Below are 22,019 nucleotides of genomic sequence, written 5' to 3'. Positions count from 1 at the left end.
TGATCCTTCGGTCACGCACCGGCGGAGCAGTGTATCACCGCGGGTGATCCGGCACTATGAGAAGATCGCCCTGATGCGAACCAGGCTTCGCAGCGATAACGGGTTATCGCGACTGTTCGTTTCCCGCCCACCAGTTGCCATTTTATCGCGCGATCGCTCGCGATCTCGGTTTTCCTATCGTGGAGATCGCGGATCTCGTCTCCCTCTCCCTTTGGAGCGATTTCGAGCGCTCCAGGCCGAGGTCATGTCGCTTGCCCATCACGCGCGCCGAACAGCTGTCAGGCTCGCAAGCTCCAGACGACGCGCGTGCCGCTGCTCGATCTCGCGGATCGATGCGGTGGTGACGACCGGTCGGGATGCCCGATCCTCGATCAGCTGGTGGCTCGCTGAATTCGCATTTAGCAAAGCAGGCGCTCCGCGCCAACCAGGAGGCGGTCATGATGTTACTGAACCGGCGGACGTTGCTGGCGAGCGGGGGTCTGCTCCTGGCGGCGGCGTGTACGCGAAAATTCGGTTCGCCCGAGCGTGCCGGGACGCTTCCGATCCCGCGCCTGGTCGACGCGCGCCAACACGGCCAGCTGATCAACCTGAGAGCACAGGAAGGCGAGACCACGTTCTTCCCTGGCCGGCGAAGCGCCACGCTCGGGTACAATGGTAGCTATCTCGGCCCGACGCTGCGGGTTCACCGCGGCGACGATGTGACGATGACCGTCGGCAACAGCCTGTCGGCTGACACAACGGTTCACTGGCACGGGCTGCTCGTGCCGGGCGAACTGGACGGTAGCCCGCACCAGCTGATCGCTCCCGGTGCGACCTGGCGTCCTACGCTGCCGATCCGCCAGCCGGCGGCGACCCTCTTCTATCACTCGCATGCGCATGGGTTGACGGGTGAGCAAGTCTATTCGGGGCTCGCGGGCATGCTGGTTGTGACGGATGAGGAAGAGCAGGGCCTTGGACTGCCGTCGGACTATGGCGTTGATGATCTGCCCGTCCTGATTCAGGACCGGCAATTCGAGGATGGCCGGCTGGTCATGCCGACCGGCATGATGGTTGCTTCGCAGGGCCGCCGTGGCAACACGATTCTGGTCAATGGCGCACCCACGCCTCGGGCCGATGTTCCGGACCGCCTGGTGCGGTTGCGGCTCGTGAACGGTTCGAACGCCCGCATCTATGAGCTTTCGTTCAGCGATGACCGGACGTTTCATTGGATCGGCACCGAGGGCGGTCTCCTGGCGAGGTCCGTCGAACTGCAGGCCCTCACCCTGGCACCCGGCCAGCGTGCCGAGATATTGGTAAGCTTCGCCGATGGCAAGCCGGTCGCTCTGGTCACCGCTCAAGATGCGAGCGCGTCGATGATGGGGATGATGGGAGGTATGGGAATGATGGGCGACCATCACGACGATGAAGACGACGCTTCAACGACGGAGACGGTGCTGACCTTCTCACCGCGCCCGGGCTTGGGCGGGCGGGCCGCAGCCGCTGTACCACTGCTCCTGGCGGCACGCACCGTACCAGATCCTGAAGCGGCCGTAAGGCGCCGGCGCTTCGTGCTCAATATGTCGATGGGCGGTATGATGGACAGCGATGACGGCGCATACGCGATCAACGACAGGCCGTTCGACATTGATCGCATCGACGAGGAAGTCGGTCTCGGGGACGTCGAGATATGGAAAGTCTCCGGGAAGAAGATGGCGCATCCCTTCCATATCCACGGCGTGCATTTCGACGTGCTACGCCGCGATGGCGACGACCCGGACCTTCTCGATCAGGGGCCTCGCGATACGATCGTCGTGAAGGAGGCGGTAGAATTGTTGGTCCGGTTCGACCAGCCGGCCACCAAAGCACCTTTTATGTATCACTGCCATATCCTGGAACATGAGGATGAAGGCATGATGGGGCAATTCACGGTCGGTTGATTCAATCCGGGTGCGTCGCCCAAAGCCTGCCAGGAGCGGGTGCATCTCACGGACGCGGCCAACGCCGGTGGCCCCTGTCGCTCGGACGGCAACGCCTGGCCGTGCCACTCTCGTCCAGCGACATCTTCGTGACAGCATGAACTCTCCAGGCGCTGCCGTTTTAGGCTCGTCAATATCGCTTGACCCAGGACTATGGTCCAAGGTCCACAATGATGATCTTGGCGCAGCCCGATAGCTCGGACGCCGTGACCGGGGAAACGGAGCGTGAGGGGTAACCGCTGCTCCTGCGTATAGAGTTATGGGGAGCCACGCTTGATGTCTCGTTTCGAAAGCCAACGCCGATTTTCGCTCGCCGGGTGCATGGTGGGAACGATGGCAGAAACCCTGCCTCCGACGGCTGTCGGCGCCTGTCCGCAAATCCATTCTAACCTTGTTTGACTGTGGATGACGGGGAGATGGATGGGGGCATGATTGAGAGCCAAAAGGCGAATGGCCTCGATCCCGATTCGGGCACGATCATTCAGGTAGTGAAGAGCGCGCCAAATTACGCCGTCTATGCGCTTGACCCTAAGGGCCTCGTGACAGTTTGGACCGCCGGCTGTGAAGAAATTACGGGATGGGCCAGCTCCGATGCGATCGGGAAACACCATTCGTTCCTGTATTGCGCGGAAGATATCGCGGCGGGCGTTGCGGATAGGCACCTCGCGCAGGTGGAGCAGCTTGGCCGGGTCGAGCAAGAGTCTTGGCGCGTTCGGAAAAACGGGTCGGAGTTCCTCGCCCTTCTGACGACGACGGCGCTCCACGATGAGGCCGGCCAGCTGAGCGGCTATGGCAAGATCCTGCGCGACACGACCGATGAAGCCGCGACCAAGGAAGCGATCGTTGCCCGCGAGCAGCATCTCCAGTCGATCCTGGATACAGTTCCCGATGCCATGGTCATCATCGATGAGCGCGGGCTGATAACGTCCTTCAGCGCCGCGGCCGAGCGCTTGTTCGGATATTCGGAAGCAGAGGTGCTCGGCGCCAATGTGAGCAGCCTCATGCCGTCCCCGGACCGTGAACGGCATGATTCCTATATCGGCCGATATCTGTCGACGAGCGAACGGCGGATCATCGGTATTGGCAGGATCGTCGTTGGCCAACGGCGGGACGGTACCACCTTTCCGATGGAACTCTCGATCGGAGAGGCCGGTCACCGTGGCCACCGCGTCTTCACGGGCTTCATTCACGACCTGACAGAAAGCGACCGCAACGAACTGCAGCTCAAGGAGCTGCAAGCCGAATTGATTCACGTCTCGCGCCTCAGCGCGATGGGCACGATGGCGTCGACGCTGGCCCATGAGTTGAACCAGCCGCTTACCGCGATCGCCAATTATCTGGAAACGACGCGCGACCTGCTTGTCGATCCCGATGCCGAGACCGTCGCGATCGTGCGCGACGCGCTCGACGAGGCAGCTAAGGAGTCCCACCGCGCGGGGCATATCGTCCGAAGACTTCGTGATTTCGTGGCGCGAGGGGAGACCGAGAAGCGGATCGAGGATTTGCCGCGGCTGATTGAGGAAGCCGCTGCTCTCGGCCTTGTCGGCGCCCGTGAACGAGGCGTTCGCAGTTTTTTCGATTTTGATCCGGCGGCCTCGCCGGTGCTCGCCGATCGCATACAGGTTCAGCAGGTCCTCGTGAATCTGATCCGCAATGCGGTCGAGGCGATGGCGCAGGTCGCCATTCGCGACCTCACGATCACGACGCGGCGGCGGCCGAAGGCAATGGTTCAGGTGTCCGTGGCGGACACGGGCCCAGGCATATCCGAGCAGGTCGCGCCCCAACTTTTCGAAGCCTTTGTGAGCAGCAAGACCGACGGCATGGGCCTTGGCCTTTCGATCTGTCGAACGATCATCGAAGCCCATGGCGGCCGGATCTGGACCGACGGCGCGCCGAACGGAGGCGCTGCTTTTCATTTCACCTTGATGCAGGCCCGCCCGGAGGATGAGCATGACGCCTAAACGTATTGTCCATTTGGTCGATGACGAAGAATCCATCCGCAAGTCGGCCGGCTTCATGCTGAAGACATCGGGATTCGCCGTCCAGACCTATGCCTCCGGCATTGCGTTTCTGAAAGCCGTCAAGACCGCTGAGCCGGGATGCATTCTGCTTGACGTTCGCATGCCCGGCATGGACGGGCTCGAGGTCCAGGAGGTGCTTGCAGAGCGTGGTGTCACCATGCCGGTGATCGTTTTGACCGGGCATGGCGATGTCGGGATCGCGGTTCGCGTCATGAAGGCAGGGGCGGTCGATTTCCTGGAGAAGCCGTTCGAGAAGACCGCGCTCCTGGCCTCGATCGGCGTGGCTTTCTCGAGGCTCGATAAGTCCGACGCGCGGTCGCTTCGAGAGGCGGAGGCGAGGGTGCGGGTCGCCGTGCTCACGCCTCGCGAACGAGAGGTTCTCATCGGCCTCGCCAACGGCTTTCCCAACAAGACCATCGCCTATGATCTCGACATATCGACTCGAACGGTGGAAGTTCATCGGGCGAACCTCATGACCAAGCTCGAAGTGCATAGCCTGTCGGACGCGCTGAGGATCGCGTTTTCGGCCGGATTGGGCGATGCGCCGGAATCGTGAGCTTGGGATCACTACGTAGCGACGGCCTCCTGTTCATTTGCGATGCATGCCCAGGATCCGAGGGTGGATCAGCGAAGAGGCAGCATCGTCGGTCATGGGCGTTATCGATCACCAAACGAGCGAGAAAGCGGCCCTGATCCTGTTGTCTGACGACGATGTCTCGGTACGCAGGTCCCTTCATCTCTTGTTGCGGTCCCGCGGCTTTGGCGTCCTGTCCTATGCGAGTGGCACTGCCTTGCTGCTCGATCCGCAAACGCAATCGGGCGATTGCCTCGTGGTCGATTATCTTATGCCGGACATCGACGGCATTTCGATCCTGAGGAAGCTTCGGTCGGCGGGCTGGTGTGGGCCGGCGATCCTGATCACGGCGCATTACGCCGATAAGCTCGCCGAAAGCGCGCAGGAAGCGGGCTTTGCCGCTGTGCTCGAGAAACCTCTGCGCGATGGTGTGCTGGTACAGACCATCGGCGAAGTAATCTCCGCCGGGCGGAAAGTTGGCAGCGATCACTGCTAGGGAAATGGAATATCGCGCCGTGATCGGAACCTCTGCGACATCCTCGCACCTTCCCGGGACCGGCGCTCGTCCCACAAGGCATTTTCTCCGCCGCCTTCTGATGGTGGATATGCGCGCGATTCCGCGTGCGATCTTCTTCGCGGGCGCGCCCGGCCCTGGTGACTGCAAGGGCGGGGCCAGCGCGATCCGGGTATTCATGGCCGGGTCGTAGCATATGGAGGCGAGCTTGCCCGCCACGGTCATCGAAGCGGCGCGCGATCGGGGCGAACTTGGCTTCGTCGTTCTTCTCTTCGCGGCCACGGCGGTTGCCCTGGGTAATAGCGTCGTCCTGCCATTCCTGCCAGAAATGGTGGGTCAAATGTCTCCGGACGCGAGTGCCCTCGCGAGAGGGCGCCTTGTCGTCGCCCTGGTCACGGTTTCCCAGATCGCAGGGTGTCTCTCGGCGCCGTTATGGGGCTGGATTTCCGACCGGTGGAAACGGTGGCCGATCCTGGTCGTGGGGCTGTTGGGTTTCAGCCTGACAATGGCGTTGTATTCCGCGGTCGGATTCGAGCGACTCTATGTTTTGCGGTTGCTCAATGGCGTGTTTGCGGCGGCCGTCGTGCCGACGGCATTTGCGATGGTCGCCGATCGTTCACCAGATCTGGTTCGGCGAGCGCGTCAGTTCACCTGGCTGAACGCCCTGGTCTTCGCGGGCGACCTGACCGGCCCGCTCCTTGGAGAAATTTCGGTGGCGCTCGGAGCAACGTCGCCATTCCTGGCGCCAGCTGCATTGAGCGCGATCGCCATGCCCGGTCTTCTTCTGGTTTCACGGGAAAGTGCCACTGGTCCGGTCGGCAGCGTTCCACGCCCGAAAGCGCGTGAGGCGCTTGTCCCGCTGCTCCTGATCTCGGCCATTGCGTCCGGGTGCCTCACCGTTCTGCATCTGACGTTGTCGCTTGGATCGGGCGCGCGGGATCTGTTCCGCGAGAACGTCTCGATGCTGTTCGCTCTGTGCGGTGCAGCGATGCTGGTGGCGCAGCTCGTCCCGTTCACAGGGCGCAGAGTCACGGTCGGCGCGGCCTGGCTGTTGCGGCCAATGCTCGCCGGGCTGGCCGCCGCATTGATCATTGCCGTCTTCGCCCGGACCTTGTGGGTGCTCGTGCCTGTATTTCTGCTCGCCGGCTGGAGCACCGCGACGCTGAAGCTGCTCACCAATTATCTGACGTCGAAAGCGTCTCCGGGCACGCAGGGTTCGGGCCTTGCGCTCCAGTACGCGGCGGTGAGCGCCAGTCAGGCTGCGGCGTCGATCGTCACTGGATGGGCAAGCGCGTCGGAGCATTTGATGCTGTGGCTTGCCGCTGCCGCCGCGTTGGCGGTCACGGCGATGACGTTACGGTTGAAAGATTGAGGCGCCTCTCGTTCGCTCCGTCGTCAAAGTACATCAAAGGGCCGGCTCCGATTCAGATCTTCGGGCGATCGATGAAGCGGTGCACCGCGAACCCTGCCAGCATCGCGATCACGAAGGGCGCGGCAAGCGTCGGGCGGATGGCAAGGTCCGCAATCGCCGGACCGGGGCAGAGGCCGGCAATTCCCCAGCCGATCCCGAAGATTGCACTACCGCCGATCAGGCGCGCGGTGATCTCGCGGGCATCCGGCAGCGAGAAGCGGCTGTCGGCAAGTGGCGTCTCCATCCGCCGCCGGATCACCCAGGCCAAGGCCATCGGGGCGATGGCGCCTCCCATCACGAAAGCAAGCGTAGGGTCCCAGCGGCCTCCGAACAGATCGAGGAAGGCACGCACGCGGGTCGGATCTGACATGCCGGAACAGGCGAGTCCTGCGCCAAACAGGAGCCCGGCAATGAGTGCGATAGGGATGCGGACCCTCACCACGAAACGCCTAGCACGCGCATCACCGCGACGGTCGCGAAGCCAAAGCTCACGAAGCTCAAAGTTGCTACGATCGATCGCGCTGACAGGCGGGAGAGGCCACACACGCCGTGGCCGCTGGTACAGCCGCTGCCCATCCGGGTACCGAAGCCGACCAGCAGCCCGCCGATCAGGACCACCGCCGGCGAGGATGGAAAACGGGCAATTACCGGACCTGAGATCAGGTTCACGATCCCCGCTCCGAACGGCAGGCCGACAATGAAAGCCGCAGCGATGCTCCAGGGCGGGCCAGTCTGTGAGAGGGCGAAGGCACGCGCGGCGAGGCCGCTCACGCCCGCTATCCGGCCGAGGCCGAGCAACATGATCGCGCACGCCAATCCGATCAATATTCCGCCCGTCAAGGCAGCGAGCGGCGTGGCGTTGGTCCAGTCCATCAGAGCATATCCAGCGGCAACCTCAATGGCGCCATTCAGGCTGTGGCGTCCATCGCCATCGCTTGAGCCTGGCGGTCGGCAGGGTTGATGCGTTGGTGTGCCGCCGTCGCAGCACTGGCCGTCGCGACAGTTACGTTCGCGTTGAAAAGCTGAGGGGCTTCAGGAACGCTCTGTCGGCCAAGGGCGGTCAGGTCGTGATGGACCAGTACGCTGGCCGGCTTGTACCGAATGGCTGGGACCGCCTCATTTTCTCCACGTTCACCCGCTGCGGCGGCTGCGGATGTTGCGCGACGGCTCTGGGCCATTTCCGGGTCTTGCCCTTCGCAAAGGCAGGCGCGTTCAGCACAAGGCTGGCTTCCCCGGTCGCCTCGCTCACGAAGTTGGTCCCGCCGTATTCCCACCAGCAAATGCTGATAATTCTCGACGAAGCGTCGGTGGATCAAGCGCGCCTCGGGGCAATTCGCCGCCGCTGCCTGTGACCGGTGGGCGCGCACGCGCCGTAGCAAGTAAGGAATATCGCACTCGTTCATGACCGCCTCCATGCATTGAAAGTCGCAATTGGGTCGCGCCGGGTCTCTACGGAAATATACGAATGCTTCTCGTGCTTATGCCGGCTCGGATGCGGCGCCCTATGAGTGCGGGACGGATATGCCAGATGCTGTTGCGCCAGAACGCAAAGCGCCGGGAAGTTGTTGCTGGCTCAGACGGGTGGCCTGGGGCCGGCAAACATGCGGTCCGCAGCGGAAATCTGGCACGATCGTGCCCGCGGCTGATTGGCCGGTCGCGTGGCTTGCGGAATGAACGTCGGGTGCGGATCCGGAGGCAAGCGGTGACCGGCCAGATCACATTCCCATACTGGCCATTTCCTTGCAGCTCGCCGCGCAATCCCTGCAGGTCTGGGCGCAGGCCTGCATGCGGGCGTCGCCGGAGATCTTCGCGCAATCGCGCGCGCAGGCTTCGCACATCCGGGCACAGGCGTCGCACAACAGGGCATGCTGCGGCGATCGGCGCAGCATGGAATTGGCGGTTGTCTGGCAGAGCTCCGCGCAGTCCAGAAGCAAAGCGATGTGCGTCGCCTCGATATGAGCCGGTGCGCCTTGCTCGGTGCAGTATCGCGCGGTTTCCAGGCACATGCGGTGCGATGCGATACAGCTGTCGACGCACTCGTCGAGCGTCATCATGCCGTCACCACGCTTCCTTGGCGCCGCGATGGCCGGGCCTGCCGCGGCGACAGCCCCGGTAAGCGCCGCGAAGGTGAGTCCCGAACCGATGACGGCGCGACGATCAAGCATGATTTGGTCCTTTCCAAAAAGTTTAGCCGCTGCGGTTCAGCGCGCGTCTCACCACCAGATCCGTAAGCCAGCCACAAACCGGTGTTCGGTGGGATTTTCGCCAGCAAGGCGACGAAAATCCGCCGTCTCACCAAAGGAGCGCTCCCATACAAAGCCGACATAGGGAGCGACTTTTCGGTGAATCTCGTAGCGCATCCGCAAGCCGAGCTCGAGGTTGCTCAGGCCTCCGCCGAGCCCGCGCTCGGGAGCCGCCTTGCTGTAGGCGTTCGATTCCAGCTGCGGTACGAGGATGAGGCGGTTGGTGAGCAGCACGTCATAGGATGCCTTCAGACGTGCCGCGAGACGGCCATCGTCTCCAACGTAGCCGGTCAGCTGGACATCGAACCAATAGGGGGCCAGGCCCTCGATCCCCCCGGCGATCCAGCGATGGGCTCCCGGGCCGATGTCCTGACGCACGCCAAGGATCGTTCCCCAAAACGGGCGCTGTCCGTGCCACCAGAACGCCTCGACCGAGGATTCCGGATCAAGCCGCTCACCGGATTGTTTCAGGCCCTGGCTCCGCAGCAAGAGTTTGTCGTTGTCCGGGCCATTGGTAATCTGACCCGACCAGCTGATGCCTTGGCCTTGCTTGTTCGTGAGGAACTCGAGCTCATCCACGAGCACCTTGGCCACCGAAATTTTGTCGGCCATCTCATAGCCGGGCAGCGTCGAATTCCTGTAGCCGTCGGAATAAGCGTCCGGGTCGCGCGCATCGGCGTCGGGCTTTCCGCCACTCATGTCCATGCCGGGCATGTTCATCGGGGGCGCGCTGCTGCCATCTTTTTGCTGGTCGCCCATCTGCATATCCGGCGGCATGGCCTGATCATTGGAGCTGGCGGCCTCGGCGTTGCCCGCGGGTTTCACCTGCTGGCTGAGCGCGGGTTCGGTGATGGTGGTCATCGCGAGCCCGGTGAGAGCCAGCAACCAAGTTGAGCGCGAGCTTGTCATGCCACGACCACCTCGCGGAACATGCCCGCCGCCATGTGGTAGAGAAGGTGGCAGTGAAAGGCCCACCGGCCCATCGCGTCGGCCGTCACGCGAAAGGCCACGCGCTGGGCCGGTTGCACCGAAATGGTGTGCTTGCGGACCTGGAACTGTCCGTCGGGCGATTCAAGATCGCTCCACATCCCGTGCAGGTGCATCGGGTGGGTCATCATCGTATCGTTGACGAGGATGATCCTGAGCCGTTCGTTCGGGGTGAAATGCAGGGGCTTCGAATCGTTGAGCTTCACGCCGTCGAATGCCCACACGAAGCGTTCCATGTTGCCGGTCAGATGGAGTTCGATCTCGCGCTGCGGTTCGCGGGGGTCTGCCGCCGGCCCTGCTGTCTTCAGATCCGCATAGGTCAGGGTCCGGCGCCCATTGCGCCGCAGCCCGACGCCGGGATCATCGAGATTGGTACGCGGAAAGTCGACGCGCATGTCGGTATTGGCACCATATTCGGTACGCGCATGGCGGGCTTTGGGTGTCGTCTCGACCATGCCATGGTCGTGACCGGCCGGTCCCATCCCCGCCATCCCGGCCATCCCACCCATCATGTCGATCGGATCGAGCCAGGAGCGCGGATCGACCGGGGGAATGTCCGCGCTCATGCCGTCACGCGGCGCGAGCACGCCGTGGACAAAGCCGGTGCGATCCATGGACTGGGCGAAGATCGCATAGGCCTTGTCGTCCGCGATGGTCGCGATGACGTCGTAGGTTTCACCGGGTCCGATCCGGAATTCATCCACGTCGACCGGCTCGACGGGTTGTCCGTCGGCGGCGACGACCGTGAGCATCAGGCCGGGAATCCGAACGTCGAAATAGGTGGCGGTTCCGGCGCCGATAAAGCGCAGGCGAACCCTTTCGCCCTTGCTCGCGATGCCCGTCCAGTGCCTGGCGGAGGGCGCGCCGTTCAGGAGATAGGTGTAGGTGGCGGCGGACACGTCGCTCAGATCGGTCGGATTCATGCGCGCCTTGTTCCACATCGCGCGCTTCGACAAAGCACCGCCCAGCCCGAGCTTGCCGGCATCGCGCGCAAAATCGCCGGCGGTCGGCTGCGCGAAATTATAATAGCTGCTCATCTTCTTCAGGTTCAGATAGACCTGAAGCGGAGCCTCGTCCGTCCAGTCGCTGAGCATGACCGTATAGTCGCGGTCGGCGGCGAGGGGCGTCTCGCTCTTCGATTCGATGATCATCGGGCCATAAAGGCCCGTCTGCTCCGCCAATGTATGAGCATGGTACCAGAAGGTGCCGCTCTGCTTCACGACAAAGCGGTAGGTAAAGGTTTCGCCCGGCGCTATTCCGCCAAAGCTGATCCCTGGCACGCCATCCATGTCCGTCGGCAGGATCAGGCCATGCCAATGGATGCTGGTCATTTCATCCAGACTGTTCTTGACCCTGATCGTTACAGCGTCGCCTTCGCGCAGCCTGATCAGCGGGCCCGGCACGCTCCCGTTGACGGCCGTGGCGACGCTCGCTTTTCCGGAATAGTTGACCGTGACCCGGCTGATGTCGAGATCGATCTCGGTGCCGCTCAGCACGTCCGGCGTCTTCACCGCCGGTGCCGCGAGCGCGTGCGCGGGCCAACCCAGCGTGGCAAGGGCTGTCGCGAGCAAAAGACCTTGCACGAAGCCTCGGCGACCGGTGGTCGTATCGGCAAGCGGGGGAAGTAGAGTCCGCATCAATTTGAACTTTCGGAACCAGACCTGAAGAGACGCCGCGGAGCCGATTGCCCCGCGGGGGCATGGTCGCAGAGACGGCCGACCGGGCAGGCGGGGTCAGGGGCGCATGAAACCCGGCCGAGGAAGTGAAAGGCGCGCAGGATCAGCGTCCGGTGGAGACATCCGTATCTGCCGGACCCTCGCATCTGTCTCGCCAACGCTGTCGGCCCTTCACTTCCGCGCTTCCTACATGTCGTCGCTCATCGGCGTGGCGGGCATGCTGGCGGCGGGCGGCGCCTGGTCCGGCTTCGCTTTGGGCGCCATCGGCATCTTGTCCTTGCACCCGGCCGCCCCGCCACATCCCATCTGCATGCCGCCCGACGCGTTCACGCCCATCTGATGGTCGTGCATCATCTCGTCATGCATCTGTCTCGCGCCATGCTTCATCCCTGCCTGATGGGCCTGATGCGCCTCGTGGTTCTGGTGCTTGACGACTTTTGCCGGCACCGGCGGGGCCTCATCCGCCCAAGCCTGCGTCGCCGAGAGCGCGACAAGCGCAGCGATGGCGGGGACGATCAGGCCAGCTTTGCTACGGAAAATATTCTGCATGACTTGGCTCCTCGAAGAATTGGACGTGGGGACCGCAAGATTTCGATCCGTTTGAAGATGCCAGCAGAAGTGCCGTTCGAGCCGTTCGGGAAATATACGTTTTGTTACGGATGCCTGCCGCCGGCGCAGCATGCGAACGATCATGCCGGGCAATGAGACCGCCTGTGCGGCGTCGATCGAACGGGGCGGTTTTCCAGAAGCAGGCAGGGCAGATTGGAAAACGACGCGGACGCTTATCACAGGATGCATCGCCGGACGCTTCTCGCCCGCGGCCTGTCCGCCGCGTCGCTCCTGGGCGCCTCGTCGGCTGGCTTCCCTCTGACGTCTCTCGCCCGCGCAGGCGATGGGTGGGGTTCCTTTGCCTGGACGTCAGCGGAGATCGCGATGGGCGATACGCTGATGGTCTCGGCAGAGGTGGCCGGCAGTCCCGTCCGCGCCATTCTAGACAGCGGAAGCGCCGCTTCGATCATCAATACGCGCCTGGTGGAGAGTCTGGATATCGCCCCATCCGGGAAACGGATCATTCGCGGCACCGGTGGCCGCGTCGAGGTCACCGAGATCAGCGACGTTGCCCTCACCGTCGCCGACGATCGCAGGCGCTTGCCGTTCGCCATCGTGAGCGACCTTGCGGCGATATCGTCCGCATTCGGGCGCCCGATCGATCTGGTCCTGGGGGAGGACATCTTGGCGGGGCGCTGTGTCGCCCTCGACTTCACGCAGGACCGGATCGGCTTCGCCCCGACGGGGAGTTTTGCCGGCGGGAGCGGCTGGCGTCGCCTTCCTCTGACGCACGGGACTCGCAGCGAACTGCTGGTCACAGCGTCGATCGGGGGCGGGAGCCCCGTGCAACTCATTTTCGATCTCGGGAGCGCAAATGCGCTCATGCTCTCTACCCCCTTTGTCGCTGCGCAGGACCTCCTCGCCGGCAAGGCCCGGTCGACCGCGGCGCTGGGAAGCCTTGATGGGGTCCAGATTGTGACCGCCTTTGTTCTGGACGACATTGTTATCGGCGAAGTGCACATTGCCGGGGTGCCGGTGGCGGGGCTGGATCATTGGCAATCCGACAGCGCGGTGGGGAGCATCGGATTGCCGCTCATCGCGCAATTCGATGTGATCATGGATATCACTGCGGAAAGCCTGTGGCTGCGTCCGGCGCCGCCAAAACACAGGCTCCCGATGCTGAAAGACCGTTCAGGCTTCGGCCTGGCGGTTTCGCCTTCCGCCCTGACCGTCGCCCATGTCGCGGTCCATAGTCCGGCCGAGAAGAGCGGCTGGTCGGTCGGCGATCGGATCGTCCGTATCGACGGGCGGCCAATCAATGCAAGCTACACGCGTGGGCAGCTTTGGCGCTGGCGCTTCCTTCCTGCCGGCACCCACTTCAGGCTCGTCGACGGATCCGGTATCGTGCGGCTGCTGACGCTCGCAGATTATTACTGACGTTGACGCCCGTGTCGGCGTTCGGTCGCGACGCACGGCTTCTTGTTGCCGATCGACACCGCATCCAACCGGCCCCGGATTGCTCTATCAGCCGCTACGTAACAATCCCAATACTTCGCAAAGTCGTCATCTCGCACATCCGCAACGCAGCCCTCCTGCGAGGGAGAATATTGAGTCCGCGGTGCCGCACACCTGGGCGCCGGGCCATGTATAGCGGAGATGTTTCATGTTCCAGCAAGCGATCGACACCGTCCGGGCGAAGGGTCACGCACCGTCGCGTTATGGCAACTTCATCGGTGGACGATGGGTGGAGCCGATACGCGGCGAATATTTTACGGACCATAGTCCGATCAACGGCCGGCAGCTCGCCGAGATCGCGAAGTCTTCGCCAGAGGATGTGGAGACAGCGCTGGATGCTGCCCACCGGGCGAAGGAGGGCTGGGCGCGCATGTGCCCCGCCGAGCGCGCAAGGATCCTCAATCGCGTGGCTGACCGGCTCGAGGACAATCTCGAGCTGCTCGCGCTGGCCGAGACCATGGACAACGGGAAGCCGATCCGGGAGACCCGCGCCGCCGATGTGCCGCTGGCCATCGATCACTTCCGCTATTTCGCCGGCTGCGTCCGCGCGGAGGAAGGGTCGATCTCGACAATCGACGAGAAGACGATCGCCTATCATTTCCGCGAGCCGCTGGGCGTCGTCGGACAGATCATTCCGTGGAATTTCCCGCTGCTGATGGCGGCCTGGAAGATTGCCCCGGCGCTCGCGGCCGGCAACTGCACGGTCATCAAGCCCGCCTCGCAGACGCCGCTTTCGCTGCTGCTGTTCGCCGAGCTGACCGCCGATATCCTGCCGCCGGGGGTGGTCAATATCGTGACCGGACCGGGTGGGTCGGTCGGACGCGCGATCGCGGCCAATCCGCGGATTGCGAAAGTGTCCTTCACCGGCGAAACGACGACCGGCCGGCAGATCATGGGCTATGCCGCCGAGCACCTGATCCCGCAGACGATGGAGCTGGGCGGAAAGTCCCCGAACATCTTCCTGGCGGACGTCATGAACGAGGACGACAATTTCCTCGACAAGGCGCTGGAAGGCTTCGCCCTGTTCGCGTTCAACAAGGGTGAGGTCTGCACCTGCCCCTCGCGCGCGCTGGTCCACGAATCGATCTTCGACCGGTTTGTCGAAAGGGCGGTCGCGCGCGTCGCGGCGATCCGGGTCGGCGACCCGCTCGATCCGCTCACGCAGATGGGCGCGCAGGCGTCGGAGGACCAGCTCCACAAGATCCTGGGCTATATCGACATCGGCAAGCAGGAAGGCGCCGAGTGCCTGACGGGGGGGCAGCGCGCCCGTCCGGGAGGCGAGCTCGACGACGGCTTCTTCGTCGAGCCCACCGTGTTTGTCGGCAACAACAAGATGCGGATCTTCCAGGAGGAGATTTTCGGGCCGGTCCTGTCGGTGACCCCGTTCAAGACGATCGAGGACGCGATCTCGATCGCCAACGACACCATCTACGGATTGGGCGCCGGTGTGTGGACCCGTAACGGCAATCATGCCTATCGGCTGGGCCGCGCGATCGAGGCCGGTCGGGTGTGGACCAACTGCTATCATGCCTATCCCGCGCACGCGGCGTTCGGAGGATATAAGGCCTCCGGGTTCGGGCGTGAAAACCACAAGATGATGCTCGACCACTATCAGCAGACCAAGAATCTGCTGGTCAGCTACGACGAGACGGCCCTCGGCCTCTTTTGACCCGGCTCACCCAGGCCGCGGCCAATCCGCGCGGCCGCCTCTGCAAGGAACACCACGATGAACAAGACCATGAAAGCTGCGGTCGTACGCGAATTTGGCCAACCGCTGGTGATCGAGGAAGTGCCGGTCACGATGCCTGGCCCGGGCCAGATCCTGGTGAAGATCGCGGCGACCGGCGTTTGTCATACAGACCTTCACGCGGCCGAGGGGGACTGGCCGGTCAAGCCCAATCCACCGTTCATTCCCGGCCATGAGGGTGTCGGTCATGTGGTCGCGGTGGGTAGCGGCGTGACCTATGTGAAGGAGGGCGACCGTGTCGGCGTCCCCTGGCTCTACACCGCCTGCGGGCACTGTGTTCATTGCCTCGGCGGATGGGAAACGCTCTGCGAGGCCCAGCAGAATACCGGCTATTCGGTGAATGGCAGTTTTGCCGAATATGTTCTCGCCGATCCCAACTATGTCGGTCACCTGCCGGCCAATATCGGGTTCATCGACATCGCCCCGATCCTGTGCGCCGGCGTGACGGTCTACAAGGGGCTGAAGGTCACGGACACACGGCCCGGCAATTGGGTGGCGATCTCGGGCATCGGCGGTCTCGGGCATATGGCCGTGCAATATGCCAAGGCGATGGGGCTCAATGTCGTGGCCGTCGATATCGACGACGCCAAGCTCGCGCTCGCGGAGCGACTGGGCGCAGATCTCTCCGTCAACGCGCGCAACGTCGACCCCGCGGCATTCATCAAGAAGGAGATCGGGGGCGCCCATGGCGCACTTGTCACCGCCGTGTCGCCGATCGCATTCAAGCAGGCACTCGGCATGGTCAGGCGGGGCGGCACGGTGGCGTTGAACGGGCTTCCGCCAGGCGACTTTCCGCTGTCGATCTTCGACACGGTCCTCAACGGGATCACCGTTCGCGGCTCCATTGTCGGCACTCGCCTCGATCTGCAGGAAGCCCTTGATTTTGCCGCCGAGGGCAAGGTTCACGCGACCGTCACGACGGACACGCTGGAGAATATCAACGACATCTTCGCGCGCATGCATCATGGCGAAATCGAAGGCCGGATCGTGATCGACTTCGAGGGCGGCGCCCAGTGACGGCGCGCTCGCTCAAAGCCTGCGCGGAACAACCGCTCTCGCATCGAGTTAGCCTCGGCTCTCGACGTCGGCGGGTCACGTGCCGCGACCCCGGGGCGAGTTTTCTCGTACCGTGGGACCGGCACAAAGCGGTCATAGATCTCCTTGGTCGCGGCAGCGCCCTGGGTGGAGACCGGCCGGCATGACCGAACGCGCCAAGCTCACCTTTTACGACCGCGTGCTTCGACCCGATCCATCACGCACTGTCGTCCGGCCATTTGAGCCGAGTTACCCCAGAGGCTTCGACGACGGTCCATCCCGCACGCAGGAGACAGTCGACCTGATCATGGGTCTCGACGAGGCTGAGTTGGCCCGCCAGTTGAAAGGCGTGACGCTGTCGCTGGACGAGAACCATCGTGATGTTGATGCCATGCTGCTTCGCCAATTCGACGATATCGCCGGTCGGATTAAAGGCGCTGATCGGACGAACGCTGCGCAACGACGATTGATCGGTGCCTATTGCAGCGAGGAATTTGCATATGAGGCGGCCGCCTTGTTCAATCCAAGCGCGGTACTCCATCCCGACCAGTCGGGTCTTGCCGAAGGCACCATCCGTTTCGTGATCTCGTTGCGGGGAATTGGCGAGGGACATGTGTCGTCCGTGACGTTCCGCACTGGCACCTGGACGCCGGGAGGAGCGCTCGTCGTCGATGATGCCAGTCCGACATCGGTAGCGCCCCTTATCGATACCTGTCCGAGAGGTGAGGGCGTAGCGGCGCGCCTTTGCTGCGCTGGTGGCAGGTCGATTTCGGAGACCGTGCTGTTCCCGGTACTGCCAAGCCAAACGCAAGGCATCGAAGATACGCGCCTCGTCCGCTTCTGCGAAGATGACGGCAGCATGATCTATCATGGAACCTATACCGCGTTCGGCGGGGGCCAAGTGCGATCGGAATTGCTGACGACGTCCGATTTTCGGTCGTTCGACATGCGCGTTCTGAGCGGTCGCGCCTCGAGCGGAAAGGGTATGGCCCTCTTTCCGCGGCGCATCGCGGGCAAGTACGCAATGCTTGGGCGTCAGGACAGCAAGAACATCTGGCTACATTTTTCCGATGAGCTGCTGAACTGGGAAGGGGGCGAAAAGCTCATTACGCCAAAGTTCCCCTGGGAATTCGTGCAGGTGGGAAATTGCGGGTCGCCGATCGAGCTCGACGAAGGCTGGCTGGTGATGACCCACGGTGTCGGCACGGTGCGAAACTACTGCATCGGCGCGTGTCTGCTCGACAAAAACGACCCATCGAAGCTGCTGGCCCGCACGCCGCGCCCGGTGCTCTTCCCCAGTCCCCACGAGCGAGACGGTTACGTGCCCAACGTCGTCTACAGTTGCGGTGCGATTGTTCAGGGTCGGACGATGTTGCTCCCTTATGGCGTGGCGGACAGCTTTACTGCCTTCGCTACGGCATCGATCGACAATCTCCTCGATGTGATGGAGTAGGTCACTTTGGCTCACAGGGAATAGTCGGCCGCCGGGTGGAGAATTCTTGTTCCGGCCGGCGTGAGACGCGCCCGGGCGGCGGGTCATCTCGCACCTGTGGTTATTGCTCGGCCAGAGCGGGATCAGGCGCGAGGCAAGCGAGGATTGCCATGATCGCGGTTCGGGTCTCCGCCACGTCTCGCACGGGGATTACGTCGATTCCGGCTGCGCGAACGGGATCGTCATTGCCACCGGGATAGATCGCGTCCCCCATGAACAGCATGGCCGACTGCGGAATGCCGGATTCCTCGGAAAGACGGCGCATTCCGTAGGCCTTGTCGATACCTTGGCGAGTAATGTCGATGGAGGTTGATCCTCCCACGTTGACGGACAATTCCGGCAGTCGTGATCGAAGCGCCGCCTGCAGTGCCTTGCGCTTGGCGAAGTCGGGATCCCACGCTTTCTTTGCATCGAGCGGCGCCTCCTGTCCAAGTCCAGAGAAAGTAATCTGGCTTCCGCGGTCCTCGATCCGCTCGCCCCATATCTTCTCGTGCGCCAGGTCCATCTCGTCCAGAGCCTGTTCAAACGCGCGCAGAATGCGCTGGCGTTCGTCGGGGTCGAACACATCAGCATAGACTGGTTTCCAGCTGCTCTCGAAACGGTAGAGTTTGGTGCCCGTCGTCGGCATAATGAAGAGCTGCCGGAGGTTGGCACTGCTCGGCAGCAGCGACACGACTTGCGCTTCGAACTGCGGCCAGTCGCCACCGGAGATAACCGCGACGCCGACGAGATCGAGCAGCGCGGCAAGCAACTCGACCATATTCTGGTCGATCGGCTGCTTGCTTTCAGCCAGCGTGCCGTCGAGATCGAAGGCGAAAAGTCGCTTCATCGGTGGACTCCAATCAGGGTGCGGTCGCTCGGCAGGTAGGCGGCGCTAAGGCACGATCGCCGGCTCTGGTGGATCTCCGAACGCGATGCGCCTTTCCAAGATGCCGCAGCGGATCCGCCTTTGGCCCGGCTCGTGCGGCGCTGCACATTTTTTGCGCGCCACCTCGTCGCGCACATCGATGGCGCGACCGACAATGGCTGGATCATCTCGCAGCCTCCGTCTGGATGATATTGTCTATCGCCTGGGCAGCGCCGTCCTCCTCGTTCGACACAGTCACCTGGTCAGCGGCTGAGCGGACCGCGTCGGGACCCTGTCCCATCGCAATTGAGAGGCCAGCGCGCGCGAACATTGGAAGGTCATTGCGCTCGTCCCCCAAGACGGCAACGTTGGCGAGCGGCACTCCGATCGCGGCTGCCAGGGCGGCGACGCCATCACCTTTGTTGGCCTGGGCGGCGGTAATGTCGAGATAGTAAGGCTGTGAACGGCCGACAGTCGCAGAGCGTCCGAGCGCTGCCGCGATATCGCCGTCAAGTCGCGCGAGGAGTGCTTGGTCGTTGCTGACGCCGACGATCTTGTCAGTGTGTGCGAGCAATCCCGCGAAGTTGTCCCTGATTATCGGCTCGATGTTTGCCGCGCGGCGCTCGCGCGGAACGTACACATCGTCGGCCGCGCGTGCGTACCAGAGGCCGCCCGTGAACAGCCAGGGCGTGACGGCTGGGTGCTCGAGCAGGGCGAGCGTCCGCGCGGCGCACTCGGGATCGAGTTGGTCGGCCGAGATGACAGCCCCATCCGTCTCGACGATCGTGCCGCCATTGAAAGCGCCGATGACGCCCGGGAGTTCCAGCCGTCTCGCGATCCAAAGCATGCCGCTGGGCGGGCGAGCACTGATCAGGCTCACCGCAATACCAGCTGCTCTGGCGCGTCCAACTGCAGAGATGACGCCTTCGGAGAGGCTTTTGTCCTGGCGGACGAGCGTGCCATCTATATCGGAGACGATCAGGCGAATAGGGCTGCTCATCCCAGGTGATGCCAGCGTCGATGCGAGCGGTGCATCAGCGCATCCGCACTTTCTGGGCCGGCGCTGCCTGCGGCATAGTCCTCGGGAGTGCCCTGCGTCCACAGATCGAGGAGCGGCTGCACAGCGCGCCAGCCACCTTCGATTTGCGCGGCGCGCTGAAACAGCGTCTGGTCGCCGGATTGCACGTCATACAGCAAAGTTTCGTAGCCGGTCTGGTGGCCAACGTCGAAATGGTCACGGTAGCGGAAATCCATTGCCACTGGCGCAGTGTTCACGACGAGCCCAGGCCGCTTGACCACAAACTCGAGGCTGATGCCCTCGTCGGGCTGGATTTGCACCACAAGACGGTTGGGGGGCAGCCGGTCCACCACCGTCTCCTGGAAAAGCGCCAGCGGCACGTCGCGGAATTGGACGACGATCTCGGTATCACGGGTCGCCAGCGCCTTCCCGGTGCGTAGATAAAAGGGCACGCCCGACCACCGCCATGTCTCTACGTGCAACTTGAGTGCGGCGAAGGTCTCCGTGCGGCTGGCAGGGTCCACGTCGGGCTCGTCGAGATAGGCGGGAACGGCCTTGCCAGCGACTGAGCCCGAGCAATAGCGCCCGCGAATGGCCTCGGCCGGGTCGATCGGCAGGATGGCGGCAATCACCTTCTCCTTCTCCGTGCGGATCGCATCGGCATCGAAGCTGATCGGGGGCTCCATCGCTATCATCGCCAGTAGCTGGAAGAGATGATTGGGAACCATGTCCCGCAATGCGCCGGTGGCGTCGTAGAATCTGCCGCGGGTGCCGACGGTCACTGCCTCGGCCGCCGTTATCTGGACATGGTCAACGTAGCGGTTGTTCCAGACGGCCTCCATCATGGTGTTGCCGAAGCGTGTGACCATGATGTTCTGCACGGTCTCCTTCCCAAGGAAATGATCGATCCGGTAGATCTGGGACTCGCTGGCGCGGGAAAGGATTTGCCGGTTCAGCGCCTGCGCGGAGACAAGGTCGGTCCCGAACGGTTTTTCGATCACGACGCGGCGGAAACCATCGGTCTCGGTGAGCAGTCCTGCATCGCCGAGCTGATTGACGACGGTCCCGAAGAAAGTCGGCGCGGTGGCGAGGTAGAATATCGCGTTGCCGGCGAGTTGGCGGCCGAGACCCTGATACATTGCCGGGTCGGCGAAATCGCCTTTCAAATAGCGGATACGACTGCGGAGCCATTGCCAGTTGGCATCGTCCTCCACGCCTTCGTCAAGCGCCGCGCGCAGCTGTTCGTCGTCGATGTCATGATGGCTGACACCGACGAGCGCCAAATCCTCCTTCAGCAAGTCGGCCCGAGCGAGGTTGACGAGCGCGGGTATCAGCAAGCGGCGGGCGAGGTCTCCGAGTGCGCCGAAGATAACGAAGGTGGCAGAGGGCGCAGTCGGAGCATCGCTCATTGCGGCATCTCGACATGGCCACCGAAGCCGAACCGCATCGCCGAGAGCAGCTTGTCGCCGAACGTTGTGTCGACGCGGCTGCGGTAGCGCGCGAACAGTGCCGCTGAGAGCACGTAGGCAGGGACTGCCTCCTCCATTGCCGCCTCGATCGTCCAGTGACCCTCGCCGGAATCCGCGACCTGGCCGGAGAATTGTTCCAGCATTTGGTCCTTCGCGAGCGCCGTTGCGGTCAGATCGAGCAACCACGAGGAGATGACGCTTCCGCGACGCCAAACTTCGGCGATGTCCGTCAGGTTGAGGTCGAAGCGCTCGTCTTCCGGCAGCTTGGCCGATGACTTGCCCTTCAGGATGTCGAACCCCTCAGCATAGGCCTGCATCAAGCCATATTCGATGCCGTTGTGCACCATCTTGACGAAATGGCCCGAGCCGGCGGGACCGGTGTGGATATAGCCCTTCTCGGCACGGGCATCCTCGTTGGGATCGCCGCGATCCGGCGTGCGTGCGATCGTCCCGAAGCCTGGTGCCAGGGCCTCGAAGAGAGGATCGAGACTGACGAGCGTCGCAGCATCGCCTCCGATCATCATGCAATAGCCTCGGTCGAGGCCCCACACGCCGCCTGAGGTGCCCACATCGACATAGTGGAGCCCCTTCATGGCGCACAGCTTCGCCCGGCGGATGTCGTCCTTGTAGAAGCTGTTGCCGCCGTCGATGATTATGTCGCCTGGGGAGGCGAGGCCCATCAGCGTCTCGATCGTGCTCTCCGTCGGCGGTCCGGCTGGCAGCATCACCCAGAAGATGCGCGGCCCCTCCAGCGTGGCTGCGACCTCCTCAAGCGAAGCGGCGGGGGTCGCGCCTTCGCCGGCCAGCATGGCCACCAGCGGCGGGTTCCGATCATAGGCGACGATCTCGTGACCGCCGCGCATCAGACGGCGCGCGATATTGGCACCCATCCTGCCGAGGCCGATCATCGCTATACGCATCTGCTCATGCCTCAGCTTTCTGTACGGCATCCATCGCCAACGGACC

20 protein-coding genes are annotated in these 22,019 nt (G+C 63.2%); 9 read left to right on the top strand and 11 right to left on the bottom strand.

Annotated features, from left to right (window positions below; translation table 11 throughout):
• Positions 1-437: 437 nt before the first annotated feature.
• From ACI2JO_RS14020 to ACI2JO_RS14000, 5 genes are all read left to right on the top strand, one after another.
• A complete protein-coding gene (locus ACI2JO_RS14020) occupies positions 438-1,916 on the top strand; it encodes a multicopper oxidase family protein (protein ID WP_031308704.1) in 1,479 nt (492 codons plus the stop codon).
• A 467-nt stretch (positions 1,917-2,383) separates the two neighbouring features.
• Positions 2,384-3,916 carry a PAS domain S-box protein gene (locus tag ACI2JO_RS14015; protein ID WP_066609063.1) on the top strand — a complete coding sequence of 511 codons (1,533 nt, stop codon included), beginning with the start codon at positions 2,384-2,386 and terminating at the stop codon, positions 3,914-3,916.
• The gene (locus ACI2JO_RS14010; protein ID WP_031308706.1) at positions 3,906-4,532 is read left to right on the top strand and encodes a response regulator transcription factor; all 627 of its coding nucleotides are present in this window, start codon (positions 3,906-3,908) and stop codon (positions 4,530-4,532) included. The genes ACI2JO_RS14015 and ACI2JO_RS14010 overlap by 11 nt, the downstream gene beginning before the upstream one ends.
• 94 nt (positions 4,533-4,626) lie before the next feature.
• A complete protein-coding gene (locus tag ACI2JO_RS14005; RefSeq protein ID WP_024018482.1) occupies positions 4,627-5,046 on the top strand; it encodes a response regulator transcription factor in 420 nt (139 codons plus the stop codon).
• 226 nt (positions 5,047-5,272) lie between these two features.
• On the top strand, positions 5,273-6,436 hold the full coding sequence (locus ACI2JO_RS14000; RefSeq protein WP_161633892.1) for an MFS transporter: 1,164 nt from the start codon (positions 5,273-5,275) through the stop codon (positions 6,434-6,436).
• 52 nt (positions 6,437-6,488) lie between these two features.
• Here ACI2JO_RS14000 and ACI2JO_RS13995 read toward each other — a convergent pair whose 3' ends face one another.
• From ACI2JO_RS13995 to ACI2JO_RS13965, 7 genes are all read right to left on the bottom strand, one after another.
• Positions 6,489-6,914, bottom strand: a complete 426-nt coding sequence (locus tag ACI2JO_RS13995) for a DUF6691 family protein (RefSeq protein WP_031308708.1) — start codon at positions 6,912-6,914, stop codon at positions 6,489-6,491.
• The gene (locus ACI2JO_RS13990) at positions 6,911-7,348 is read right to left on the bottom strand and encodes a YeeE/YedE family protein (RefSeq protein WP_024018485.1); all 438 of its coding nucleotides are present in this window, start codon (positions 7,346-7,348) and stop codon (positions 6,911-6,913) included. Before ACI2JO_RS13990 ends, ACI2JO_RS13995 begins: the two co-directional genes overlap by 4 nt.
• 35 nt (positions 7,349-7,383) lie before the next feature.
• A complete protein-coding gene (locus ACI2JO_RS13985; RefSeq protein WP_130752805.1) occupies positions 7,384-7,878 on the bottom strand; it encodes a hypothetical protein in 495 nt (164 codons plus the stop codon).
• Between the two features lie 312 nt (positions 7,879-8,190).
• A complete protein-coding gene (locus ACI2JO_RS13980) occupies positions 8,191-8,640 on the bottom strand; it encodes a four-helix bundle copper-binding protein (protein ID WP_024018487.1) in 450 nt (149 codons plus the stop codon).
• Between the two features lie 48 nt (positions 8,641-8,688).
• Positions 8,689-9,579 (bottom strand): copper resistance protein B, encoded by an 891-nt coding sequence (locus tag ACI2JO_RS13975; protein ID WP_404721269.1) that lies wholly within the window; start codon positions 9,577-9,579, stop codon positions 8,689-8,691.
• Positions 9,580-9,623: 44 nt separating this feature from the next.
• Positions 9,624-11,342 (bottom strand): copper resistance system multicopper oxidase, encoded by a 1,719-nt coding sequence (locus ACI2JO_RS13970; RefSeq protein ID WP_031308709.1) that lies wholly within the window; start codon positions 11,340-11,342, stop codon positions 9,624-9,626.
• A 225-nt stretch (positions 11,343-11,567) separates the two neighbouring features.
• Complete coding sequence (locus ACI2JO_RS13965) at positions 11,568-12,179, bottom strand: hypothetical protein (protein WP_404721268.1); 612 nt, start codon at positions 12,177-12,179, stop codon at positions 11,568-11,570.
• A gap of 135 nt (positions 12,180-12,314) precedes the next feature.
• On the opposite strand from ACI2JO_RS13965, the gene ACI2JO_RS13960 reads away from it, so the two are divergent.
• From ACI2JO_RS13960 to ACI2JO_RS13945, 4 genes are all read left to right on the top strand, one after another.
• Positions 12,315-13,367 (top strand): retropepsin-like aspartic protease, encoded by a 1,053-nt coding sequence (locus ACI2JO_RS13960; protein ID WP_082679250.1) that lies wholly within the window; start codon positions 12,315-12,317, stop codon positions 13,365-13,367.
• Positions 13,368-13,593: 226 nt separating this feature from the next.
• Positions 13,594-15,114, top strand: coding sequence for an aldehyde dehydrogenase family protein (locus tag ACI2JO_RS13955; protein ID WP_404721267.1), 1,521 nt, complete (start codon positions 13,594-13,596; stop codon positions 15,112-15,114).
• A 57-nt stretch (positions 15,115-15,171) separates the two neighbouring features.
• Positions 15,172-16,209, top strand: coding sequence for an alcohol dehydrogenase AdhP (adhP, locus tag ACI2JO_RS13950; protein ID WP_024018493.1), 1,038 nt, complete (start codon positions 15,172-15,174; stop codon positions 16,207-16,209).
• Positions 16,210-16,390: 181 nt separating this feature from the next.
• Positions 16,391-17,680 (top strand): glycoside hydrolase family 130 protein, encoded by a 1,290-nt coding sequence (locus ACI2JO_RS13945; RefSeq protein WP_024018494.1) that lies wholly within the window; start codon positions 16,391-16,393, stop codon positions 17,678-17,680.
• 100 nt (positions 17,681-17,780) lie between these two features.
• On the opposite strand, the gene ACI2JO_RS13940 is transcribed toward ACI2JO_RS13945, so the two are convergent.
• The 4 genes from ACI2JO_RS13940 to gnd form a co-directional block, all read right to left on the bottom strand.
• Positions 17,781-18,548: an HAD-IIB family hydrolase gene (locus ACI2JO_RS13940; RefSeq protein ID WP_024018495.1), complete on the bottom strand. Its 768-nt coding sequence runs from the start codon at positions 18,546-18,548 to the stop codon at positions 17,781-17,783.
• A 202-nt stretch (positions 18,549-18,750) separates the two neighbouring features.
• Entirely contained in the window at positions 18,751-19,566 is an 816-nt protein-coding gene (locus ACI2JO_RS13935; RefSeq protein WP_024018496.1) for a Cof-type HAD-IIB family hydrolase, read from the bottom strand.
• A complete protein-coding gene (gene zwf, locus ACI2JO_RS13930; RefSeq protein ID WP_024018497.1) occupies positions 19,563-20,993 on the bottom strand; it encodes a glucose-6-phosphate dehydrogenase in 1,431 nt (476 codons plus the stop codon). Before zwf ends, ACI2JO_RS13935 begins: the two co-directional genes overlap by 4 nt.
• Positions 20,990-22,003 carry a phosphogluconate dehydrogenase (NAD(+)-dependent, decarboxylating) gene (gene gnd / locus ACI2JO_RS13925; RefSeq protein WP_119750000.1) on the bottom strand — a complete coding sequence of 338 codons (1,014 nt, stop codon included), beginning with the start codon at positions 22,001-22,003 and terminating at the stop codon, positions 20,990-20,992. The genes zwf and gnd overlap by 4 nt, the downstream gene beginning before the upstream one ends.
• Positions 22,004-22,019: the final 16 nt, after the last annotated feature.

Source organism: Sphingomonas sp. NPDC079357 (assembly GCF_044901155.1).
In the GTDB taxonomy this organism is placed as follows: domain Bacteria; phylum Pseudomonadota; class Alphaproteobacteria; order Sphingomonadales; family Sphingomonadaceae; genus Sphingomonas.
This window is presented reverse-complemented; position numbering and strand designations above follow the sequence as displayed.

Coding starts and splice junctions, on each gene's coding strand:
- gnd (WP_119750000.1), bottom strand. CDS start 22,003: ATGCCGTACAGAAAGCTGAGGCATGAGCAGATGCGTATAGCGATGATC.
- ACI2JO_RS13955 (WP_404721267.1), top strand. CDS start 13,594: ATGTTCCAGCAAGCGATCGACACCGTCCGGGCGAAGGGTCACGCACCG.
- ACI2JO_RS13980 (WP_024018487.1), bottom strand. CDS start 8,640: ATGCTTGATCGTCGCGCCGTCATCGGTTCGGGACTCACCTTCGCGGCG.
- ACI2JO_RS13960 (WP_082679250.1), top strand. CDS start 12,315: ATGGGCGATACGCTGATGGTCTCGGCAGAGGTGGCCGGCAGTCCCGTC.
- ACI2JO_RS13945 (WP_024018494.1), top strand. CDS start 16,391: ATGACCGAACGCGCCAAGCTCACCTTTTACGACCGCGTGCTTCGACCC.
- ACI2JO_RS14005 (WP_024018482.1), top strand. CDS start 4,627: ATGGGCGTTATCGATCACCAAACGAGCGAGAAAGCGGCCCTGATCCTG.
- ACI2JO_RS14020 (WP_031308704.1), top strand. CDS start 438: ATGATGTTACTGAACCGGCGGACGTTGCTGGCGAGCGGGGGTCTGCTC.
- ACI2JO_RS14010 (WP_031308706.1), top strand. CDS start 3,906: ATGACGCCTAAACGTATTGTCCATTTGGTCGATGACGAAGAATCCATC.
- ACI2JO_RS13970 (WP_031308709.1), bottom strand. CDS start 11,342: ATGCGGACTCTACTTCCCCCGCTTGCCGATACGACCACCGGTCGCCGA.
- zwf (WP_024018497.1), bottom strand. CDS start 20,993: ATGAGCGATGCTCCGACTGCGCCCTCTGCCACCTTCGTTATCTTCGGC.
- adhP (WP_024018493.1), top strand. CDS start 15,172: ATGAACAAGACCATGAAAGCTGCGGTCGTACGCGAATTTGGCCAACCG.
- ACI2JO_RS13985 (WP_130752805.1), bottom strand. CDS start 7,878: ATGAACGAGTGCGATATTCCTTACTTGCTACGGCGCGTGCGCGCCCAC.
- ACI2JO_RS13990 (WP_024018485.1), bottom strand. CDS start 7,348: ATGGACTGGACCAACGCCACGCCGCTCGCTGCCTTGACGGGCGGAATA.
- ACI2JO_RS14015 (WP_066609063.1), top strand. CDS start 2,384: ATGATTGAGAGCCAAAAGGCGAATGGCCTCGATCCCGATTCGGGCACG.
- ACI2JO_RS13965 (WP_404721268.1), bottom strand. CDS start 12,179: ATGCATCCTGTGATAAGCGTCCGCGTCGTTTTCCAATCTGCCCTGCCT.
- ACI2JO_RS13940 (WP_024018495.1), bottom strand. CDS start 18,548: ATGAAGCGACTTTTCGCCTTCGATCTCGACGGCACGCTGGCTGAAAGC.
- ACI2JO_RS13975 (WP_404721269.1), bottom strand. CDS start 9,579: ATGACCACCATCACCGAACCCGCGCTCAGCCAGCAGGTGAAACCCGCG.
- ACI2JO_RS13935 (WP_024018496.1), bottom strand. CDS start 19,566: ATGAGCAGCCCTATTCGCCTGATCGTCTCCGATATAGATGGCACGCTC.